The following is a 21232-nucleotide window of genomic DNA, read 5'->3' on the forward strand; positions in this document are numbered from 1 at the left end:
ATTACTTCGCGTGCTAGCATGCCGAACATTTTCAAATTTGGTGCAAAAGAATAATTTTTTCTCAAAAATTTACACCTTGAATGAAAAAAGTAATAAATTTGGAAAAATATTTTGTAAGAAAAGTTTAAAAACTGTACGTGAGTTTATTGTGCGAGCTGGCATTGCACACATTTAGACCACTGCATACGGAATTAGTATTTTTGCTTTCTTGTTGATACTAATCTCCGTAGAATCCGCGTTCGAACAATGCTGTAGATATGGAAATCGTTAAACAGAAGATATGGAAGCTGTTAAAAAAATCACCAACATAGATGATTCGCAAACTAGTTCTCACGTTAAAGTGCTAGGCGCGTCTAAGTCATTTTCTTCCCCACAGTTTTCAGAAACTCAAACCGTTACCAAACAACTTGCCCCTAATGAACCGCCGCTTGAAGTCGGTACAGTTCTATTGGGTCGCTACATGTTGATGCGACTTATTGCGCAAGGTGGCACGAGTTTCATTTACCGCGCACGAGATATGGTTGCAGTCTTGGGTGAAGATCAAGAGCAAAGTCATATTGCAATAAAAGTTGTTAAACAACTTGATGGTGAGGTTGCCGGAAGTCAATTGATGCTTTATGAAGCGTTAACGACTCGCCATCTTGCCCACCCAAACATCATAAAAGTTTATGACTATCATCGAGATGGCGATATAAATTTCGTCACCATGGAGTTAATCAGTGGTGAATCCTTGGCCGAGCTACTCACTCGGTCTCCCGATAAAAAATTAAACTTCCGCCACGCGATGGCGATTATTCGTTCGGTTGCCGAAGCATTACAGGCGGCTCACGATCAAGGCGTAATTCATTCCGATATAAAACCCAGTAACATTTTGATGACTGATCATGGCGATGTGAAGGTGATTGATTTTGCAACGGCGCGACCTACTTTAGACGCTCTTCAGTCTTCTGCGACTATTCATCATGATGCAAAATTTTATGGTTACACTTTGGCATACGCGAGCCCTCAAACCATTGCCGATATGCCTGCGAAGCCTAGTGATGATGTTTTTTCTCTCGCTTGCATCGTTTACGAAACAATCAGCGGTCGTCACCCTTATCGGCGACAAGCGTCAAATAGTTCCGAAGCGGAAGTGATTCGCTTAAAAAAACCTCAAGCAATCAATATTTGGCAATGGCGTGCATTGAAAAAAGCGCTGTCTCTCGATGAGGAGAAGCGTTATCAATCGGTTCAACGCTTCATGAAGGCTTTTGGTCGAGCGCGGTTTTCTTGGTCGTATATATTATTTTTCGGTTTGCTTAGTTTAGGCGCGGTGTTCGCCTATCAGCTAGTGGGTGAAAGTCTCAACAAGCAGCGATTTTTGTCTGGTTTTTTTCACAGCCCGAATATTCAGCAGCATGAAATGGCTGAACAAATTTTACAAATTCGTAATTTGCCAGGCTTGGAGCGCGTGAAAGCTTTGTCACTTTTAGATGGCTCACCGAGTTTGCTCCGTGCTGGTGCTCTAGGCGAATTAAGGGCAGAAGTGGTAGATCCCATAGTCGCGCATGTGCAATCGGCCTTGAATTATGATTTTGGCAAATATCCCGATTTTACTGAATTGTTAGCGTTGCTCGACGCTGCAAGGGTTTATTACCCAGACTCAGCGAGTCTTTCTGGCACAAGAGTGTTCGTCCAGACAGAACAAGAGCAATTGCGAACCTCACTTACGGTTGAGTATCGCCAGACTTGGGCCGAAACGGATTTCTCCCTTGGTCACGCAGCAATTTTGAATGAGTTGACAGTGAAGCTGTCGCGCTTGAATGCTTCGGCGTCTGTCGAGCCAGAAGAGCAAGTCGTTGATCGCTATGAACAAAGTTTGAATGCCTCGATGGTGGCTATGGACTTTCAGCAAATAGACAAACTATTTTTATTTGCCAATGCGCTTTCGAAGGACATCGATAGACAATTTATTCGTCAATGGCGAACGATTGATCCCTCCATACCCGTCGCTGCAAATTCTTTAGTTGAATACATTGGTCTAGAGCAACCAACTTCCGACCAATATCCACAACAAGCCCTTGAGCATATTGTTGCGCCGGTTTTTAAATCCTTGGAAAAACAAATCGAAGATGTTTGGTCGGATAACGATATTGTCGCAACCAAAGAAAAATTGGTTGAAGCAGTAGAGAATTTTGCGTTGCCCGAAGAATTATCTTTGCTTCAACAAGCTAAGCAGAGATTGGTAAGCAAAATTAACGCAAAAATTAAATTTCATGAAGCCGAAAAAAATGATCGTTCACTTCGTCGGTTGCGAAGATTATTAGGCGATATTGGTTAGGGAGTGGATACCAGAATGAAAGCTAGTTTTAGAAAGCGATTTCAGGTGAGAAATTACAGTGAGTGAATGTCCTTTGCTGGCGGATATATCTGGCTTAACCCAAGCGCTGGAAAGCGGCGAAGGTGTTGGTGAAGATTTACGGCTAAATATTTCACCAAAATCAAGTTATCAGGTGTTGAGAGATGCTCGTAGCCACGCTAGAAATAACGAACGCTCTGCGCTAGCAAATGGCGAAACGATTTACATAAACCAATCCGACTGGAAATTAATCCTCGATAAAGTACCTGAAGTTCTAAGAACTGAAAGTAAAGATATCGAAGTTGTCGCTTGGTACATAGAAGGATTAACGCGTTGTTTTGGTTTTCGCGGCTTGGCCGTTGGATTTACTTTAGCGAGACAGCTTATTGAAACATTCGCAGAAAAACTTCACCCCTTACCGGACGAAGATGGAAAAGCGACTCAGCTAGCACCACTGGTTGGGTTAAATGGTTTTGGTGGTGAAGGCGCTTTGATCGCACCCATTAAATCAATACCGCTAACTGAAGGTGGTCTTCCTGGACCCTTGGCAGCTTGGCAATGTGAACAGGTATTTGAATTAGAGCGGATCGGTGATCTTGAAAAGCGTGAGGCGCGAATAAAGCGCGGCAATGTGTCGAGAGACCAGCTCGATCAACTGATGAAAGAAACTAGCACGCCGTTTTTGCACGCACTGCAAGAAGGCATAGCTTTAGCTATTACTGAGTACGAAAAGTTCCAAAAAGCGCTGGACTCTTATAGCGAATCAGATCCCCAGCCCACCGGAAAAATCATGGAAGCCTTGCAGAGTTGCAATCAAGTGCTGACATACATAGCAGGCGATCGATTGAAAACCATAATTCCTGAGGGCGAGGAGGCTACAGTGGAGGGATCAGAAAATGGAAATGTTTCGGGCAATAAAATTTCTCCAGCGGGTTTTATTATTGAAGATCGGGAAGATGCTTTGAAGTTATTGCGTGACGTCGCGTCGTTTTTTCGCCGTACAGAGCCACACTCTCCCATCTCTTATTCTGTTGAGCAGGCAATTCGGTGGAGTAATTTACCCTTGACTGATCTTATTAAGGAGTTAATCCCGGATGAGTCAGCGAGAAAAAAATATCAAAATTTGTCAGGTATTTCTGCTGAAAGTGCAGAAAGTTAGGCTGGCAGAAAGGAGGGCTATGAGTGAAATATATGCCACATCTGTTTTTGATGAAGTACCGTAAATGAAATCGTGAAATGTAAATAAGAAATAGAAGTAAGCTCATAAATAATTAAAAATTAACTATCAAACTAAATAGCCAGAAAGGAAACCAGTATGGAAAGTATACATAAGAAACTTAATCGGGTGCGAAAGCCTCGAGTCCACATTAGCTACGACGTCGAAACAGAAGGATCTTCGGTGCAGAAAGAACTTCCATTTGTGGTTGGCGTTATGGGCGATTTCTCCGGTGACCCAAGTGTTGCGTTAAAACCTCTGAAAGACCGACGATTTGTTCAGATAGATCGTGATAACTTTGATGACGTTTTGAAAAGTATGACGCCTGGTTTAAATCTGAAAGTAAAAAATACGCTTAAGAATGACGACAGCGAGTTCGCCGTCAACTTGAAATTTGAATCAATGGAAGATTTCGAACCCGCAGCGATTGTAAATCAAGTCGCACCACTGAAAACCTTGTTAGAAACACGCAATAAACTGCGTGACTTGTCGACCAAAGCAGACCGTTCTGATGAATTAGAAAGTATTCTTGAACGAGTTTTAAATAATGAAGCAGATTTAAGCGAGCTGGCCACCGCGGTTGGCGCTGAGAAGGAGGAATAGTCATGAGTGAAGCTGCAGAAAAACAGGCTCCAGAAGCCGAAGTACAAACCCTAAGCTTGTTAGAGCAAGCTGTTCAAGCGACTAAGCAAACTGACGCAGAAGAAGCGCAAGCTTTGTTGAAAACCTTAACTGAAGAAGCCATGAAGGGCACAGTTACTTGGAATAAAAACTTAACAGTAACTTTCCGCAAAGCAATTGAGGCGATAGATGCTGCAATTAGTGAGCAGTTACGTGAAGTTATGCATCAAGAGAGCTTTCAAAGCTTGGAAGGTACTTGGCGTGGTGCGCATTACTTGGTAATGAATACCGAAACAAGTAATTCATTAAAGTTAAAAGTGATGAATGCTTCCAAAAAAGAAGTGGCGAAAGATTTGGCGAAAGCCGTTGAGTTCGATCAAAGCCAGACCTTTAAGAAACTATACGAAAATGAGTTTGGAACTCCCGGCGGCGAGCCTTACGGCGCATTGATCGGCGATTACCAATTTACCAATCACCCTGATGACATGGAGTTTTTGAGCAACATGTCGAATGTAGCTGCTGCTGCTTTTTGCCCATTTCTAACGGCATCTGATCCCAGCTTATTTGGTTTTGATGATTGGTCTGAATTATCGAAACCCCGTGACTTGGCCAAAATATTTGATTCGGCTGAATATGTGAAATGGCGTTCTTTCCGTGATTCTGAAGACTCTCGTTTTGTTGCGATGGCAATGCCACGTGTTTTATCTCGTTTACCTTATGGGCAAGATACCAAACCGATTGAAGAATTTGCTTACGAAGAATTATCTGGCGGCGAAAAGCCTCTTGATAATCAATATTGTTGGTCAAACGCAGCCTACGTTTTGGGTTCGAGATTAACACATGCTTTTGCCGAGTACGGCTGGTGTACTGCAATTCGCGGAGCCGAAGGTGGAGGTCGTGTTGATGACTTGCCCGTGCATTTATCAACGACAGATGATGGCGACATTGATATGCAGTGTCCTACTGAAATCGCCATTACCGATCGCCGTGAAGCGGAGTTGAGTGGTTTAGGTTTTATGCCTTTGTCGCATTATAAGCACACTGACTATGCTGTATTTTTTGGCGGTCAAACCGCCCAGAAAGCTCAAGTTTATGATCGTCCCGAAGCAACGGCGAATGCTGCAATTTCTGCTCGCTTACCTTACATCATGGCAACTTCTCGAATCGCTCATTACCTAAAAGTTATGGCCCGCGACAAGATCGGCAGCTTTATGGAAGCCGAAGATATGCAACATTGGTTGAATCGTTGGATCGCAAACTATGTTAATGCCAGCGAAGAAGGCGGCCAAGACATGCGTGCGCAGTATCCATTGCGTGAGGCTAAAGTTGAAGTTAAACCTGTGCCAGGAAAGCCTGGCTCATACAATGCGGTTGCTTGGTTGCGTCCATGGTTGCAAATGGAAGAGCTTTCAACATCATTGCGAATGGTTGCTCGTATTCCTGAAATTGGCGGTTAATCTAAAGCCAAAAGTTGCAAATTAAAAATGACAGCACCAACTTACCTATTTGGTGCTGCATTTTTATTTATCTATTTATTAATAGTTTTTTCAAAATAAATTATTTTGTGTTGTCAATGATCTAATCCTGCTTAGAAAATAATTTATATTTGAACTGAAAACTTAAGTTGTACCCCGTTGTAAATATAGGTTTTGGTTGCAGCAATCACACGCTCTAGCGCATCTATAACGGAACCATTAGGTGGGATTCGATTTCGAGACAAGATATCGAAAATAGCCAACACGAACGAAGTGCTGTTCAGAAGTAGCGGAAATAGTGTTGGAAATGGATGAAACATGATGTTTTTAAGTTTTTACCGTGAGGATGACTGACGTCGACAGTATGGTGAGTAGTTTAGCTTCACGACATCTTGATCAAGGACTGACAACGAAAGATGGTTCTTTATCGCATCAAAAAACGCTGCGCTTTAATGCGGATGTCGATATTAGTTCTTTGCTTTCCTACTGTTTTTCTCAAGACGGTAACTCAGCCAATACCGGTAAATCTGATTTTAACAATCAGGTCGAAAGTTGGCTGCAAAATTCTATTCTTCGTGACAATGATCGCTCTTACGATCGCATTCTCTATATTGTTCAACTCGCTATTATTCATATTGATAAAATTATCAATAACCAAATTGACGAAATACTTCACCATCCTCGCTTGCAGCAATTGGAAGCGTCTTGGCGTGGTTTGCAATATCTGGTTGATACGGAAGCCGATTACGACGAAGAATTAACAATAAAGATAAAAATGCTGAATGCTAATTGGAAGGAGTTAGGAAAAGACGTTGGACGTGCGATTGAATTTGATCAGAGCCAAATTTTCCAACGTATTTATAGCGATGAATTCGATATGCCCGGCGGTGAACCGTTCGGGGTTGTACTAGGCGATTATCAAATATCTCATCGTGCCCGCCCAGGGGCGACACTTTCTGACATCGATATATTGAAAGAAATATCACAAGTTGCTACTGCCGCTCTCTGTCCTTTTATCACCGGAGTTGATAGCTCGTTATTTGGTTTGGATAGTTTACGTGAATTCGGTTATCCAATGGACCTAGACGCCATTTTTAGCCAGCAAGAATATCTAAAGTGGCGTTCGCTTCGCAAAAATGAAAGCACTCGATTTATAGGTCTAACTTTGCCAGACATGCTAATGCGACAACCTTATTGTCCGGACGGTACACGTCTAGAGCAGTTTGTTTATCGAGAAAAAACGAGCGATTCAGATCGAGATTATTTATGGGGTAATTCCTGTTATGCATTCGGTAGTGTTTTGGTGAGAGCATTTGCTAACACCGGATGGTTTGCTGATATTCGCGGTGGCGTGCACGAGTTTGGCGAAGGTGGTGTGGTGAGAGATTTGGAGTACGCCAATTTCAATATGGGCGCTAACACTGTCGCGACTCGCCCGGCGACAAATATTCAAATAGATGATTTTTTAGAAAGAGAATTGAGTGAGCTTGGATTTATTCCACTCTGTAGTTATAACAGTACGGATACGAGCACCTTTTACAGTAATAGTTCGATGCATGAGCCGCCGAATTACAGTTCTGATATTGCGAATACCAACGCACGCCTTTCGGCAATGATTCAATACATGATGTGTGTATCTCGATTTGGCCATTACATCAAGGTTATAGGGCGCGACAAAATCGGTCGTTTTATCACGCAAGAAGATTGCCAGAGAGTATTTCAAAACTGGCTCAATCAATTCACAACGGCGAGCGACTCCTCCTCGGCAGTATTAAAAGCCCGATATCCTTTAGCGGAAAGTAAAGTTGAAGTTCACGAGCAACCTGGCAAGCCAGGTTATTTTACTTGCGTCATTCATTTGAAGCCGCATTTCCAACTCGATCAACTGGTTTCCAGTATTAAATTAGTAACAGAGTTAGCGGTGGGAACTATTAGTGCGTCGAGTGCATAGTAATTTTCGAGTAAGAATAGCGAGATAAAATAATGTGAATTGAACATCTATATGTTTAATTTGAAAGACTAAAAATAAAATTGTGAAAATGAGAGGGTAGGAAAGATGAACGCAGCAGACCATTATCTGGAAGGAAACTTGAGTGCCGCAATCGAAGCCATAGCAGAAGAGATTCGTGATGAGCCGAATAATGCTGCTAAGCGTGCATTTTTAGTTGAGCTATTATGTTTTGCAGGAGATTTCGAACGCGCAGACAAGCAATTAAATACCATGGTAACCCTAGACGCGAAAGCGGCACTTACTGCAAGTACCTGGAGGCAAATAATTCTTGCGGCACAAATTCGTAAAGATGTTTTTGAAAGCGCTTGTATTCCGGAAGTGATTGAAACCCCAACGTCTGCAATAGAAAAATCTTTAGCTTTGTTGGTGGCCGTACATGAAAAATCCCCAAAAGACATTAGTAAATATCTGGGTGTGGAAGAAACTCCCAGTAACGACAACGCACACAATACTTTGTTAATTAATCGGCAAGTGGTAACCGATTGGCGTGATTTAGATGATTTAAATGCAAATATATTAGAAGTGTTAGCTAGCAATGGTAAATATTTTTGGGTTGATTTCTCCCAAGTGATTGAGTTGGAATTTTACAAGCCAGAGCGGCCAATAGATTTATTATGGCGCAAAGCAAACATCATGTTGACGAACGGAACGGAAGGCGAAGTTTTTATCCCTGCCTTGTATCCTGGTTCCGCGGACGATGATGATGCAACAAAATTGGGTAGAAAAACCGAATGGCAAGACGAGCACGGCGTATTCCGTGGCCGTGGCTTACGTACTTGGTTAGTAGGTGACGACGCGAAAACTATTATGGAAATTGATTCGATTGCCAACGAAGCTTTGGTTGAAAGGGCAACGGCTTAATAACCATGGCGCGCATTCGTACTGATCAGCCTGTTTTACCGTCTCTATTGGATCGTCTGATTGACGACGAGCCTCAGCAAAGTTTGAGTTCAGTAAAAGGGTTTAGCATTCTATTAAAAGAAATCAAAGCGAACATCCGCCGTGATCTCGAAAATTTGCTTAATACCCGTATTTATAGACAAAACGATATTGATGAGCTTAATGAGTTAGAACAGTCTTTGGTGAACTATGGCTTGCCGGATTTTAGTCGAGTTCAATATAGTTCAGAAGAACACAGAGAAAGATTTAGAGCTTTGGTGCAACAAGCGATAAAAAAATTTGAGCCGCGATTACAACGAGTAAGGGTGGATATTAGCCCAGCAGGCGAAGAATATGAGCGAACGCTTTATCTGAAAATCTCCGCGGTGCTTATGGTAGAGCCTAATCCTGTACCTCTGATATTTGATTCAAGGGTGCACACCTTGGATCGCGCGGTTAAATTAAGAGAGCTCCAACATGGATGATGCACTTTTATCTTATTACAACCGCGAGTTAGCCTATGTTAGAAAGCTAGGAGCGGAATTTGCAGAACAGCATCCAAAAATTGCTGGACGTTTAAGATTAGATAAGGAGGTAGTCGAAGATCCTCATGTCTCACGCTTAATTGAATCTTTCGCATTTCTAACTGCGCGTATTCGCCACACGATTGACGATAGCTTTCCCGAATTAACAGAAGCGTTGATGGGTTTAATTTATCCTGACTATCACGCGCCAATGCCCTCGATGAGTATAGTGCAGTTTCGCGCAATTCCGAGCGTACCGAAATCAAATGTTGTAGAACGGAATCGCCGTTTGAGTACGGAAGTCCCGAATCTAGGCCGTTGCTATTACCGAAGTAGCTATGAGACGGAAGTTACCCCTATAACACTTAGCGATATTGAATTCGCAAATTATCCTGTTAAGGCGCCTGCTTTACCGAGCACAACACATCGCAAGAACCTTAATCAGGCGGTACTAAAATGTTCAATAAATCCTTTCGACGGGATTACCTTGGATGAGGTTTCCCGATCCAGTTTGCGTTTTTACATTAACGCCCAACCTCAAATTTCTTTCAAGCTGTATGAATTTCTTTTGCATAACGTCAGCGGTATTTCTATTGCAAGGCATCCGGGTGATCCGGATGCAAAATTTTTACCGCCGTCTGCCTTGCAGGCATGTGGCTTAGATGATGAGTCAGCATTGATCTTTGATGGGCGAACTTCAACGGCACACCGTTTGCTTGCAGAGTACTTCGCTTTCCCCGAAAAGTTTTTGTTTATATCTCTAAATGGCCTAGAGGATATTTGGCAAGAGTTTACTGAGGGTTTTAATATTTATTTCTATTTCGACCAAACTCACGCAGAACTTGTTCACGGTGTCGGTGATGACACCCTGGCTTTAGGATGTAGTCCTATGGTCAACTTATTCGAGGAACGCAGTGAGGGTATGGATGCTTCCGAGATCGGAGTCGAAGAGAAATTGCGGATTTCCGGCGTCGTCATTCCTTTTGCGGATATTCACAGCGTCAAGAAAGTTTACGCGAGTAACGGCGAGGGAAAGCGTATGAACTTGCTGCCTTTCTACGGTTCGCATAAACGAAGTGCCGATGAAGAAGTTATCTACTGGCACATACGCAGGGAAAACAGCCAGTGGTATAACGGCATGGTTAGTCACGGAACGGACACCTACATTTCTTTCGTCGACGAAAACTTTCAAGTAGTGACGCCAGAAAGCGATTGGGTAATTAACGCCGATGTCGTATGTACAAACCGCGATATGCCAAATAAGTTACCTTTTGGCCCGGACCAACCCCATATAGATTTTTATTCTGGCGGTGCTGGGCTGAGAGCTAAGTGTTTAACACCACCGACTTCCACTATTCAGCCCCAGCTTGATGACCTTACACGTTGGCAGTTAGTGACTCAATTGTCGCTGCAAAACTTTGCTGGGGACGATGGTTTGATGGTGCTGAAAGAAACACTGCAGCTGTATGATTTCCAAAAGAATCGTGAGTCGCAATCAATTATTGAGGGCATTGTAGGACTTAGTACAAAAATCACTACTGCCAAATTGATTCACGAAGGTCGTTCCGCCATGTGCCAAGGCACACACATTACTTTGGAGTTTGACGAACACTATTACAGTGGTAGTGGTTTGTATCTTTTTAGCGCTTTATTGAGCGAATTTTTTTCTCAGTATTGCACCATGAATAGTTTTACCCAATTAAGCGTACATATAAAACAACGATCAGGAAGACCAATTGAATGGCCTCCACGCAGCGGCAAACAGATTCTCGTTTGAGAACGGTTAAAGCCAAAAACACAACAGAGTTAGACGATTTTTTTGAGCTTGTTCGACGTATCGAACGAATCGCTAAATATCAAGCTCTGGAAAGGGATGAAAAATTTAATGAACTTGGCGATGACGGAGTGCCAAAAAAGGAATCATTGCGATTTAAAGGGAATAACAGCTTATCCTTCCCCGGCAGTCCTGTTGAATCCTTGCGAGCATATTTCGAAGATCTAGAGGAAAGTTATTCCACGACGCAGATTAGACATTCTAAAGAACAAGATTCGACTCGTTTAGTTCGGGTACATACAGAGGAGTCGGGAAAGAAAAAATATCAGGGATCGAACAAACGTCTTGAACTTGATCGGTACGATGTGATTGTTAATTTTATGGGACTTGCAGGGGCAAGTGGCGTTCTACCACAACACTACACGCGCCTGATAATGGAGAGAAATAGAAAACGGGATACGAATCTTGCCGATTTTCTTGATCTGTTTAATCACCGTCTGATTTCATTGTTTTACCGAAGCTGGACGAAGTATCGTTTCAGCTATCAATACGAAGCGTATCTAGGAAAACGCGAAAACGATCCATTTACAGGTGTTGTGCAAAGTTTGTCGGGGCAACATCAGAACCAAGGCCATGAAGCACAGCTGTATTACTCGGGGCACTTTTCTCGAAAGAATAAATCCGCGACTAATCTCGAAAGTATGTTAAGCGATTTTCTAGAAAAGTCGGTAAAAGTTAAAACGTTTGTTGGACAGTGGCTGCTTATTCAGGATGCGGATAGAGCGGTTATCGGTAGCGAAGGTTTTGGCCGAAATAATCGTTTAGGACACGGTGTGTTGTTGGGACGACGTAGCTGGAGTATGCAATCTAAGATAAGTGTTCATATTGATGCGATGAGTTATTCAGAGTATCAGGAACTTATCTCAAAAAGCGGAAAATTCTTGCAGCTAAAAAAATTAATCAGTAGCTATGTGCCAATTCACCTGAGTGTAGATTTGATTTTCTCAGTTTTCGATCGTCGAGAGAACGATAGACAATTGGGGCGAGGTTTAAAGTTGAATCAGAATTTATGGCTGGGTGGCAAAGCATCAAAAAATCTGCTTGGGAAAATTGCTCTAGTTAGAAACATACAGTAGTAATATTTAAGGGAAGTAATATGGAATTTGATCAACTAATAAAAAATATGTCTGGTGATTGTAGGGAATTGTTTGAAAAATCAGTTGCCACGGCATCGTCTCGCTCACATTATTCAATCGATTTAGAACATTGGCTCTTCGAAGCCCTGAATTATCAACATCAAGAAGTTCAAGTTGTTTTGAATCATTTCGACGTGAAGAAAGAAATTTTACTTGATGACCTTCTTCAAGCTCTAGAAAATCTAAAAACGGGAAATGATGGCTTCCCAAAAATATCGCCAGATATCGTTCGATTATTGTTTGAAGCGTGGATGATTGCTTCTACGCAGTACGCTTGTTTGAAAATTCGTCCAATACATATCCTTCTCGCTCTAGCTGATAATAACTCCTTACGCTTGCGTACCTTAAATGTCTCAAAACAGTTTGACAAATTGAAGTCCGGCGACATTCGGGAACAGTGTGAATCACTTCTGACAAATCCATTGAGTACTAGCGGTGTGAACGACAATCAACACGAATCCGAAAGCGCACCCGGCAAGAGCCCATCCAAAACACCAGCATTAGATCAATTTACAATAAATCTTACCGATCAAGCACGCAGCGGAACAATAGACAAGGTACTTGGGCGTGACAACGAAATTCGACAAATGATCGATATCTTGTGCCGGCGAAAACAAAACAATCCAATTTTAACGGGTGAAGCAGGCGTAGGTAAAACGGCCGTTGTTGAAGGATTAGCGGTAAGATTAGCTTGCGGTGATGTCCCAGAAATACTTAAAAATGTTGAGTTACATACTCTTGATCTAGGCTTGTTACAGGCCGGTGCCGGTGTAAAAGGTGAATTTGAAAATCGACTTAAGAACGTAATAAAAGAAGTTCAGCAGTCGGCAAAACCTATCATAATTTTTATTGATGAAGCACATACTTTAATTGGCGCGGGTAATCAAAGTGGCAGTGGCGATGCGGCAAATTTATTGAAGCCTGCCCTGGCACGCGGAGAGTTGCGAACAATAGCGGCTACAACTTGGGCAGAATACAAAAAGTATTTTGAAACCGATGCGGCGTTAACTCGACGATTTCAGGTCGTCAAGGTTGAGGAGCCCAGTGAAGAACAAGCGATTGTTATGCTAAGAAGCGTCACACCAAACTTGGAGACTCATCACGGGATCGTTGTGTTGGATGAGGCGATCTCCAGCGCCGTCGCACTGTCGCATCGATATATTGCTGGACGTCAGCTGCCGGATAAATGCGTTAGCTTGCTAGACACCGCTTGTGCGCGCGTTAATCTGAGTTTGGGTACAACACCAGCGGCGCTAGAAAATTGTGAGCGGCAATTGGACAACATAGGTTTCGAGTTAGAACGTTTAAATGTTGAAAAACAAAATGGTCGCAATCATGATGATGCTATCGTTCAGCTTGAAGTGAAAAAAGCATCAATAGAAGCAAAGCGGCAGGATCTGCAACTACGATGGAATTCAGAACGAGAATATATTGATCAAATCGTAAAAATTCGCCAAGAAATAGAAGGTTTACAGAAAACAGCTGGAAGTAATGACGAAAATAAAAGTACTGATGACAAAAAACTACTTTCTCAGTCGGAAGCGATCAAAAAACAAAAATCTCTAATTCGAGAGCTTCAAAAAGCGCGCTCTAGTATGGGTGAGTTGCAAGGGGATTCCCCGCTGATGTATGAATGCGTTGACGCGCAAGTTGTTGCTGAGGTCGTAGCAGACTGGACAGGAATACCTGTTGGTCGGATGCAAAGCGATGAAATTAATAGTGTGCTCTCGCTAAAAAACTTTATGGAGGAGCGTGTAATTGGCCAGTCGCACGGATTGGAAGTGATTGCGAAGGCGATGCAAACCGCGCGAGCTAAGCTCAGTGATCCGAAACGACCTTTAGGTGTGTTTATGCTGGCGGGGCCAAGCGGGGTGGGCAAGACGGAAACCGCGTTAGCATTGGCTGAGCAGCTTTATGGCTCTGAACAAAATATGACGGTTATTAATATGTCGGAGTTCAAAGAGGAACATAAAGTTTCTTTGTTAATGGGTTCTCCACCTGGATATGTGGGTTATGGCGAAGGAGGAATTCTAACCGAAGCAGTGAGAAGAAAACCTTATAGTGTGGTTTTGCTAGATGAAATCGAAAAGGCTCATCCCGGTGTGCAAGATATTTTTTACCAGGTTTTTGATAAAGGTATTCTTAGGGATGGTGAAGGTCGCGACATCGACTTTAAAAACACGGTCATTATCATGACGAGTAATACTGCGAGTGAACAAATTGAACAACTATGCGTCGATCCAGAAACTTGCCCTTCACCCAAGGGCTTGTTAGACGCGATAGGGCCAACTTTGCGAGAGACATACAAACCAGCTTTTCTTGGTCGTATAAATATTGTGCCTTACTATCCTCTGAACGAGGAGTGCTTGGGTAAAATCGCGGAGTTGCAACTGAAATCCATTCAAAGCCGTATACAAAATAACTACCAGATTCCGATTAGTTTTTCTGAAAAGTTAGTTTCATATATTGTTGAGCAGTGTCAGCAATCGGATACTGGCGCGAGACAAATTGCCGCGCTTCTTAATAACACTTTATTGCCAGATTTAGCCGAAAAAATGTTAGCAGCGCTGGCTAAGGGTCTAGAATTCGATCAAATAAACGTCGACATAAATGTCAATGGCACGATTGATATCCAACTAAATACTAAACAAAAAAAACGTAAAATAAAAAAATTAAAAACTGCAGAAATTAGTTAATAAAAAATAAAAATAAGGCCAAAAAAATAAGAAATGTGACACAGTTTTACAAGTTCTTTAAGATACAATGCAGAAGTCTTTGATTTAAAATTTTAAGACGTCTTTAAAAACCAGTTGATTTGTAACTAAAAAGGAAAAGGAAAAAAGTATGTCTATTTTTGTGCAATATGAAGGAATCAAGGGTGAATCGTCGGACAGCGGACACAAAGCTTGGATGGACGTTGAAGCAGTAGCATGGGGAGTAGGACGCCACATTAACTCTTCTACTTCAACACAGGGCGATCGTGAATCTTCCAATGCTGTTATTAGCGATTTACAAATCACTAGAGCAATGGATAGCGCAACTCCAAAACTATTTTTGGAATCATGTTGCGGTACTGGTAAAGAAGTTAAGATCCATTTAACAAAAACCGGCAAAGGCACCGGTGCTGATGTTTATATGGAATATACTTTAAAGAATGCTTTAATCAGCAGTTACACTGTAAATGCGATTGGGCAAGACACGGCACGTCCAACTGAAACATTAACAATTAGTTTCGTTGATGTTGAAGTGAAATACACTCCTTACGACGAAGATGGCAACGCTGAAGCGGCTATTGCTGTTGGTTATGATACAGCGACCAATAACAAACGCTAATCAGTGCTAGGTTAACCGGTACCGCTTAAGGTGGTGTCGGTTAATTTTTGCTCGTTTTTTTATGTCGGAATAATTCTGATTATCTCGACACGGTCGATTTTATTTCCAAATAATCGAATTTATAAAATCGACAAAGTTAAAAAGATTGTCAATTCAGAATTTTCGTATTCTCAACTGCTTTTTGTATTCATTATCCTCTTTAACCTTAGAAGAGCTTATTTTTTGGCGATATCTAATCGATATTAAGCATGGTTATTTAATTAACGTTGTATCTTCCGTGGAATGGGATACAAGTGTAATGGGATATAAATAGAAACAAGAGTTGGCGAACGGAGTTTGATGCACTGATATCAAGCATCGACAGTATGAGACTAAGGAGTTTTCATGTCGGAAGGAAAGGCCACCCAAGAACACAGGTTATTGCGTCTCAATACTACACTAGGCAAGGATGCCCTAATTCCCATCGGCTTCAATTGCACTGAATCTTTGTCGAAGGGTTTTTCGATTGTCGTCAACGTATTTTCTGAAACCCATCATGAACTCACCGCTAGCGATTTAGTTGGTACGAACGTTACGATCGGGCTTGTGCAAGAAGACGAAAGTATTCGTTATTTCAACGGCTATGTCAGAGAATTCGTCGCTGAGGGAAGTTCTAGAGCAGGGCAGCGCTCAACTTACCATATGAAGGTGGTTTCTTGGCTAGAGCTATTATTGTCGAAACGTAGCGATTGCCGAATTTTTCAGGACATGCCTGTTAAAGACGTCATAAAAAATGTTTTTTCCGCTTATAAAGAACTAGCAAATTTCAAATTTGAACTTACCGCTTCCCATCCTGATCGACGTTTTTGGGTGCAATACAATGAAACTGACTTGGACTTTTTTCGGCGTATTTGTCATCGCGAGGGCCTTGCGTTTTATTTTTCTCACGAAAACGGCAGCCACTGTTTACATATTGTTGATGAAGCAAAATCGCTTAAAGCGTTAAAACCTAAAAAAGTAAAGCTTCAAGCAGGAACTGCTTCTCATGATCACTTAAGCAAGTGGCAGAGTGCGGCGAAATTTGCGACTGGTAAATACGAGCGACGATCATACAACTACATGTCGCCGAGCAAAAACCAAAAAGTTACCGGTGAGGCAACCTCAGAGGTCGCTTCCGTTCCTCGCGTTATGGATGTGGAATCTTATCTCTTTACCGAGGGTTATCACGACGAAGGCGAAGGAAGTGCCGAAGTTTCGAAACGGTCTACGCAAGGTGTTGAGCGTAGCAAGTTAGCGGTAGGAACGGGAAACTGTAGAAATTTATCTGTCGCCACACATTTCGAGGTGGAGCTGTCAACGGGGGGCGAATTTGCAGATAAAGGAAAATCATTTACATTTTCTCAAGTTAATCTAATCGTTAATGATACAACTGGTATTACAAATTGCACGATTGAGGCGCTGCCAAAAGGCGACCTAATTTACCCAAATAGCGTTACACCAACAATCAGTAATCTACAAACTGCGATAGTTACCGGGCCTAAGGGCGAAGAAATATTTACCGATAAGTATGGTCGAATTAAGGTGCAGTTTCATTGGGATCGCCTGGGTAAGTTCGATGAAAATACCACCTGTTGGTTACGTGTGATGCAAAATTTAACGGGATCCTCTTTTGGTGTACATTTTACGCCACGTATTGGTCAAGAAGTCGTAGTTGCTTTTGAAAATGGAAATCCTGATCGGCCCTTTGTGATAGGTGCTTTATACCATCCCGAGCAAACGCCCCCTTACGCTGATTTTAAGGGCACAAGATCCGGGATAAGAAGTCGGTCGACAAAAAACGGCGGCAAGGATAATTATAACGAACTCTATTTTGAAGACCGCAAAGGCAACGAAGAAGTATATTTGCAAGCGGAAAAAAACCTAAAAAGCCTGATAAAAAACGATGAAAAACGTGATGTTAACAACGATCAAACATTATCTGTAAAGAACAATAAAGTAGAAAATATAGGTAATAACGAAAAACACAGTGTAAAAAACGAATTGTTAATCGAGGCAGGTAAAAAGATTACGATAAAAGTCGGCGGCAGCGAGATTGAACTGACTGGCAGTAAAATCGTAATTAAATCTGGCAAAGTCGATATTGATGGCGGCAAGATAGAATTAAACTAGCAACCGGTTCTGTTAGAAGGTAACGTGACTCAATCTAAAACATCAAATTTCGATATATATCATCGTTTTACTTACTTGTAGCTTTGGTTCTGTTTCTAGCCCGAATTGCATAGTTATCTAAGAGCTAAACTGCTTGTTTCTCTGAAATGCACTGTCTGGTTTCTATTTGCGTCTGTTCCTTCGTGCAGCCTCTTCCTTTAAATCCTTACCCCATTCCAATTCACTGTAAAAATCGTATATGATCCCTCGGATTGGGATCGTCGCAAAATGTGTCCAAGGGTAATCGTTGTGGCTCCATTATCCGTTCTGCTACCTTCCTTTCAGATTTATAAATAAAAAAACAAACTATAGATTAAAGCCCCGTGATTAAAAAAACTAAAACCCCAGTTAATCGACTAGACGGGAAAGCCGGCATTTCTGGTGTCGGGTCAGGTCAAACGCTCGATCCTACTAGGTCTTATTCAGCCCTTGAAGCACTGTTATTGCCTCTGGTGTTGTCACTGATTCTTGTTTCTTTATCTTTTAGTCAGCGTGTTCAGAGCAACTCCATACTGATATGGTCATTTTGGGGGGCTGCTTCGTTATTAGGGTTGTTTAGTCTTGCGTTATTCGCAAAGAACTTGACTGCGGGAAGTCGCTATACATTTCAACGAGTTTTGCGTCCGCAACATTACGTTCAGGCATCGGTACAGTTAACAATATTTATCTACTGGGGCTACTACTGGGAACCCATTTATGATCATGGGTTATTGATTCTAGCTCAGCTTATTTTTGCGTATGGCTTTGATATGTTGCTTTGTTGGTTACGTAGAGAAAGCTATGTTTTGGGTTTTGGTCCTTTCCCAATTATTTTTAGTATTAATTTGTTTTTATGGTTTAGAGACGACTGGTTTTATCTTCAGTTTTTGATGATTGCCATTGGCTTTCTGGGTAAAGAATATTTCCGTTGGCAAAGGGATAAGCATTGGGTTCACATATTTAATCCTTCCGCATTTGCGCTGGGTTTGTTTTCACTGATTTTAATCATTACGGGTACAACGGATCTAACTTGGGGACAACAGATTGCCTCGACTCTAACACTCGCTCCTTATATCTATACGGTTTTATTTTTAACCGGTCTTGTTGTGATGTATTTTTTCTCAATCACACTCATCGCGATGACTGCGGCAATTATGCTGTTTTCTTTAAGCGCACTGTACTCTTGGTTCAATGGCATCCCGTACTTTGTTGATTCAGAAATACCTGCCGCCGTGTTTCTTGGTTTGCATCTTCTTATAACTGACCCCTCAACATCGCCTAGAACAGTCTTGGGAAAAATGTTATTTGGCGGGCTTTATGGCCTGGGGGTTTTTGCGTTATACAGTATGTTAAGTTTGTTTGGTGCCCCTACTTTTTACGATAAGTTGCTATGTGTTCCTTTGTTAAATGTAAGCGTCATCTTAATTGATCGCTGGGTTCGTCGTAGTGGAGTAGGTGCTAATTTTGATCTTAATCCTTTATTAGTGAAAATGGGTTTGATTAAAAATATCGAGTCGTGGCGTGGGCCTTCGTCGCCTACAAATGTCGTATTTATGAGTATTTGGATAATATTTTTTGCTTGGATGTTTTTTGTGGGTGGCGCGGACGGCAAACATCGTGGTGATAGTGTTCCGTTTTGGCAGCAGGCTTGTAACTCTGGGAATACCCAAGCCTGTAAAAAAATGATTCAGATCGAAAGGACTTATTGTGGCGACAATTCGCCATGGGCTTGTAATGAATTGGGGCATCACTTTGCTGTTGGAGAGGTTGTAGAAAAAGATTTGAGTTTGGCGAACGATTATTTTTCGAAGTCATGTGGAATGCGATTTCAAGCAGCGTGTTTAAATTTACTCGACAGTTCTAATCCGCTGCGAGGACAACCTGGAGAATTGGATTTAAGGTTGATGTTGAGAGAGGGAGGGAGGAATCGCTTTGATTTATCTATACACGAACTTTATCAAAAGGCATGCGAACATGGTTGGAGTTTTGCTTGCGGTCAAGAAGTGAGTTCACGCTGATGAGCAAAGATATGAGTTCTGTAGAATCGCTGAAGAAAAATATTGGCGGGATGTTAGTGGTGATATTGATTACCACGATGGTGGCATTTTGGATGAGCTATCAAAAACAGAAGTTAGCAGAGCAAGAGACAAGAGGCTCGCAAGTAAAAAAATTATACGCAGATGTCGATTTAACAAAGTTTAGAAAAGAAGCCCTGTACCTTCCTAAGGACTACATGCTCGGCTTTGTAAAAATACCTTCAGGTCGATTTGTGATGGGGAGCGATCCGCGTATCGATTTTATGGCCTATTCGAATGAACGTTGGTCTAGGGATAAGAATCAGGCTGACGTTTATCTCAACGAATATTACATCAGTCAGTATGAAGTAACCGTCGCGCAGTACGCTCAGTTTGTAGCCGCTACCGGATACCCAGTAGTTGAAGGAGTTTTAGACCAGCCGGGGGATTATCCGGTGAGTAATGTTTCTTGGGCGGACGCCTTGGCATACTGTCGCTGGTTAGAAAAAACTTTACCCAATAACGTTGAGTACCCAGCGGACATTCGAGAGATGCTTAATGCTGATTGGCATTTTAGTTTACCCAATGAAGCGCAATGGGAAAAAGCTGCGAGAGGTCTTACCGGAAATATTTATCCTTGGGGTAACGAGCTTGACCAGCTTAAGGCAAATTTTAACGGTAGTGGAAAAGAAGTCGTTGGGAGTCGTCACTGTTCTGAATGTTCATTTGGGCTTTCGGATATGAGTGGCAACGTATGGGAGTTTACCCGCAGTCCATTTTTAGATTACCCCTTCAGTGCAGACATTGATAAGACAGATTTAAATAACCCGGCCTTGTGGGTTATGCGAGGCGGTTCGTATAGCGATAGACAAAACAATATCAGGGCGGCAGTGAGAGGCGGAGTGGCGCCGGGAGAACGACGCCCCAACATTGGCTTTCGAATAGTACTAAACGATTTTAAAAATAAATAGTTGTAATTAGTTTCGGATGTAAACGACTTATTTAATTCGATTGACGGTGACACTACGTCCCGTATCGGGGTTCAATCGGTAAGACATTACATTTTTGCTTATTTTGACGCCTTGGTTGGCTTTAATTCGGCCACGGCCAGGTTGGTTTTCCTTCCAAACTTGTCCGTTTTCAAGCTCAATCACGTGTGTTCCATCATCGGCGATTTCTGTTTTTACAATGACGCTTTCTATTCTTTTGAGTTGATATTCCGTCGGAATGCGAATAGCTAAGTCTTTTTCTTTTAGCCCGAAAGCTGCAACAAGTGTTTCATGCGTTGGAGGCCCTTCTAAGGTCGGTCTGTATACAATGGCTTCAGTTTTGGTTTCCGCTTCTTGCTTGTGATGACCAAGGTCAAAACACGCTAAACGTTCAGCATCATCCTTAATCTCATTACACGGACCCTGTGGGTTATTATGGCTCCACGTAGGAGTTGCAATCATAAAACCTAGAATAATTAGTAGGGCACCGGAATATAAAATGTAATTATTGTTAACAGGATGCGAGTGACTAGCTAGCATGGAATCTCCAATATTTTTATTAAATAATATAGTTTTTCGTCTGAGCTAGACGATCTTTAAGTTAGCTGATCATCAACTATTGGCTAACAGCAATGTAGGTATAACCATAATTGATTTGTCAGTAAAATCGAGTTCAACAGTGTAACTGATGCCCA

The 21232-nt window shown here is 42.0% G+C and carries 15 protein-coding genes; 14 read left to right on the forward strand and 1 reads right to left on the reverse strand.

Features of this window, described 5'->3' with window-relative positions:
- Positions 1-280 precede the first annotated feature (280 nt).
- The 14 genes from ACYUCY_RS16005 to ACYUCY_RS16070 all read left to right on the forward strand — a co-directional run bounded on the left by ACYUCY_RS16005 (position 281) and on the right by ACYUCY_RS16070 (position 20519).
- Complete coding sequence (locus ACYUCY_RS16005; RefSeq protein ID WP_460227531.1) at positions 281-2320, forward strand: serine/threonine-protein kinase; 2040 nt, start codon at positions 281-283, stop codon at positions 2318-2320.
- A 58-nt stretch (positions 2321-2378) separates the two neighbouring features.
- Entirely contained in the window at positions 2379-3497 is a 1119-nt protein-coding gene (tssA, locus tag ACYUCY_RS16010) for a type VI secretion system protein TssA (RefSeq protein ID WP_460227532.1), read from the forward strand.
- Between the two features lie 156 nt (positions 3498-3653).
- Positions 3654-4157, forward strand: coding sequence for a type VI secretion system contractile sheath small subunit (tssB, locus tag ACYUCY_RS16015; protein WP_460227533.1), 504 nt, complete (start codon positions 3654-3656; stop codon positions 4155-4157).
- A gap of 2 nt (positions 4158-4159) precedes the next feature.
- A complete protein-coding gene (tssC, locus tag ACYUCY_RS16020; RefSeq protein WP_460227534.1) occupies positions 4160-5632 on the forward strand; it encodes a type VI secretion system contractile sheath large subunit in 1473 nt (490 codons plus the stop codon).
- Positions 5633-5996: 364 nt separating this feature from the next.
- Positions 5997-7601 (forward strand): type VI secretion system contractile sheath large subunit, encoded by a 1605-nt coding sequence (gene tssC / locus ACYUCY_RS16025; RefSeq protein ID WP_460227636.1) that lies wholly within the window; start codon positions 5997-5999, stop codon positions 7599-7601.
- A gap of 105 nt (positions 7602-7706) precedes the next feature.
- The gene (locus tag ACYUCY_RS16030; RefSeq protein WP_460227535.1) at positions 7707-8522 is read left to right on the forward strand and encodes a type VI secretion system accessory protein TagJ; all 816 of its coding nucleotides are present in this window, start codon (positions 7707-7709) and stop codon (positions 8520-8522) included.
- Between the two features lie 5 nt (positions 8523-8527).
- Positions 8528-9025 carry a type VI secretion system baseplate subunit TssE gene (tssE, locus tag ACYUCY_RS16035; protein ID WP_460227536.1) on the forward strand — a complete coding sequence of 166 codons (498 nt, stop codon included), beginning with the start codon at positions 8528-8530 and terminating at the stop codon, positions 9023-9025.
- Positions 9018-10841 carry a type VI secretion system baseplate subunit TssF gene (tssF, locus tag ACYUCY_RS16040; RefSeq protein ID WP_460227537.1) on the forward strand — a complete coding sequence of 608 codons (1824 nt, stop codon included), beginning with the start codon at positions 9018-9020 and terminating at the stop codon, positions 10839-10841. Before tssE ends, tssF begins: the two co-directional genes overlap by 8 nt.
- Entirely contained in the window at positions 10805-11974 is a 1170-nt protein-coding gene (gene tssG / locus ACYUCY_RS16045) for a type VI secretion system baseplate subunit TssG (protein ID WP_460227538.1), read from the forward strand. Before tssF ends, tssG begins: the two co-directional genes overlap by 37 nt.
- 20 nt (positions 11975-11994) lie before the next feature.
- Entirely contained in the window at positions 11995-14730 is a 2736-nt protein-coding gene (gene tssH / locus ACYUCY_RS16050) for a type VI secretion system ATPase TssH (RefSeq protein ID WP_460227539.1), read from the forward strand.
- A 148-nt stretch (positions 14731-14878) separates the two neighbouring features.
- Positions 14879-15367: an Hcp family type VI secretion system effector gene (locus tag ACYUCY_RS16055; RefSeq protein ID WP_460227540.1), complete on the forward strand. Its 489-nt coding sequence runs from the start codon at positions 14879-14881 to the stop codon at positions 15365-15367.
- 384 nt (positions 15368-15751) lie between these two features.
- Positions 15752-17515 (forward strand): type VI secretion system Vgr family protein, encoded by a 1764-nt coding sequence (locus ACYUCY_RS16060; protein WP_460227541.1) that lies wholly within the window; start codon positions 15752-15754, stop codon positions 17513-17515.
- Positions 17516-17877: 362 nt separating this feature from the next.
- Complete coding sequence (locus tag ACYUCY_RS16065; RefSeq protein WP_460227542.1) at positions 17878-19551, forward strand: hypothetical protein; 1674 nt, start codon at positions 17878-17880, stop codon at positions 19549-19551.
- An 11-nt stretch (positions 19552-19562) separates the two neighbouring features.
- Positions 19563-20519, forward strand: coding sequence for a formylglycine-generating enzyme family protein (locus ACYUCY_RS16070; protein WP_460227543.1), 957 nt, complete (start codon positions 19563-19565; stop codon positions 20517-20519).
- A gap of 27 nt (positions 20520-20546) precedes the next feature.
- Here ACYUCY_RS16070 and ACYUCY_RS16075 read toward each other — a convergent pair whose 3' ends face one another.
- Complete coding sequence (locus ACYUCY_RS16075; protein WP_460227544.1) at positions 20547-21077, reverse strand: hypothetical protein; 531 nt, start codon at positions 21075-21077, stop codon at positions 20547-20549.
- Between the last annotated feature and the right edge of the window lie 155 nt (positions 21078-21232).

The organism is Aurantivibrio infirmus, assembly GCF_054767315.1.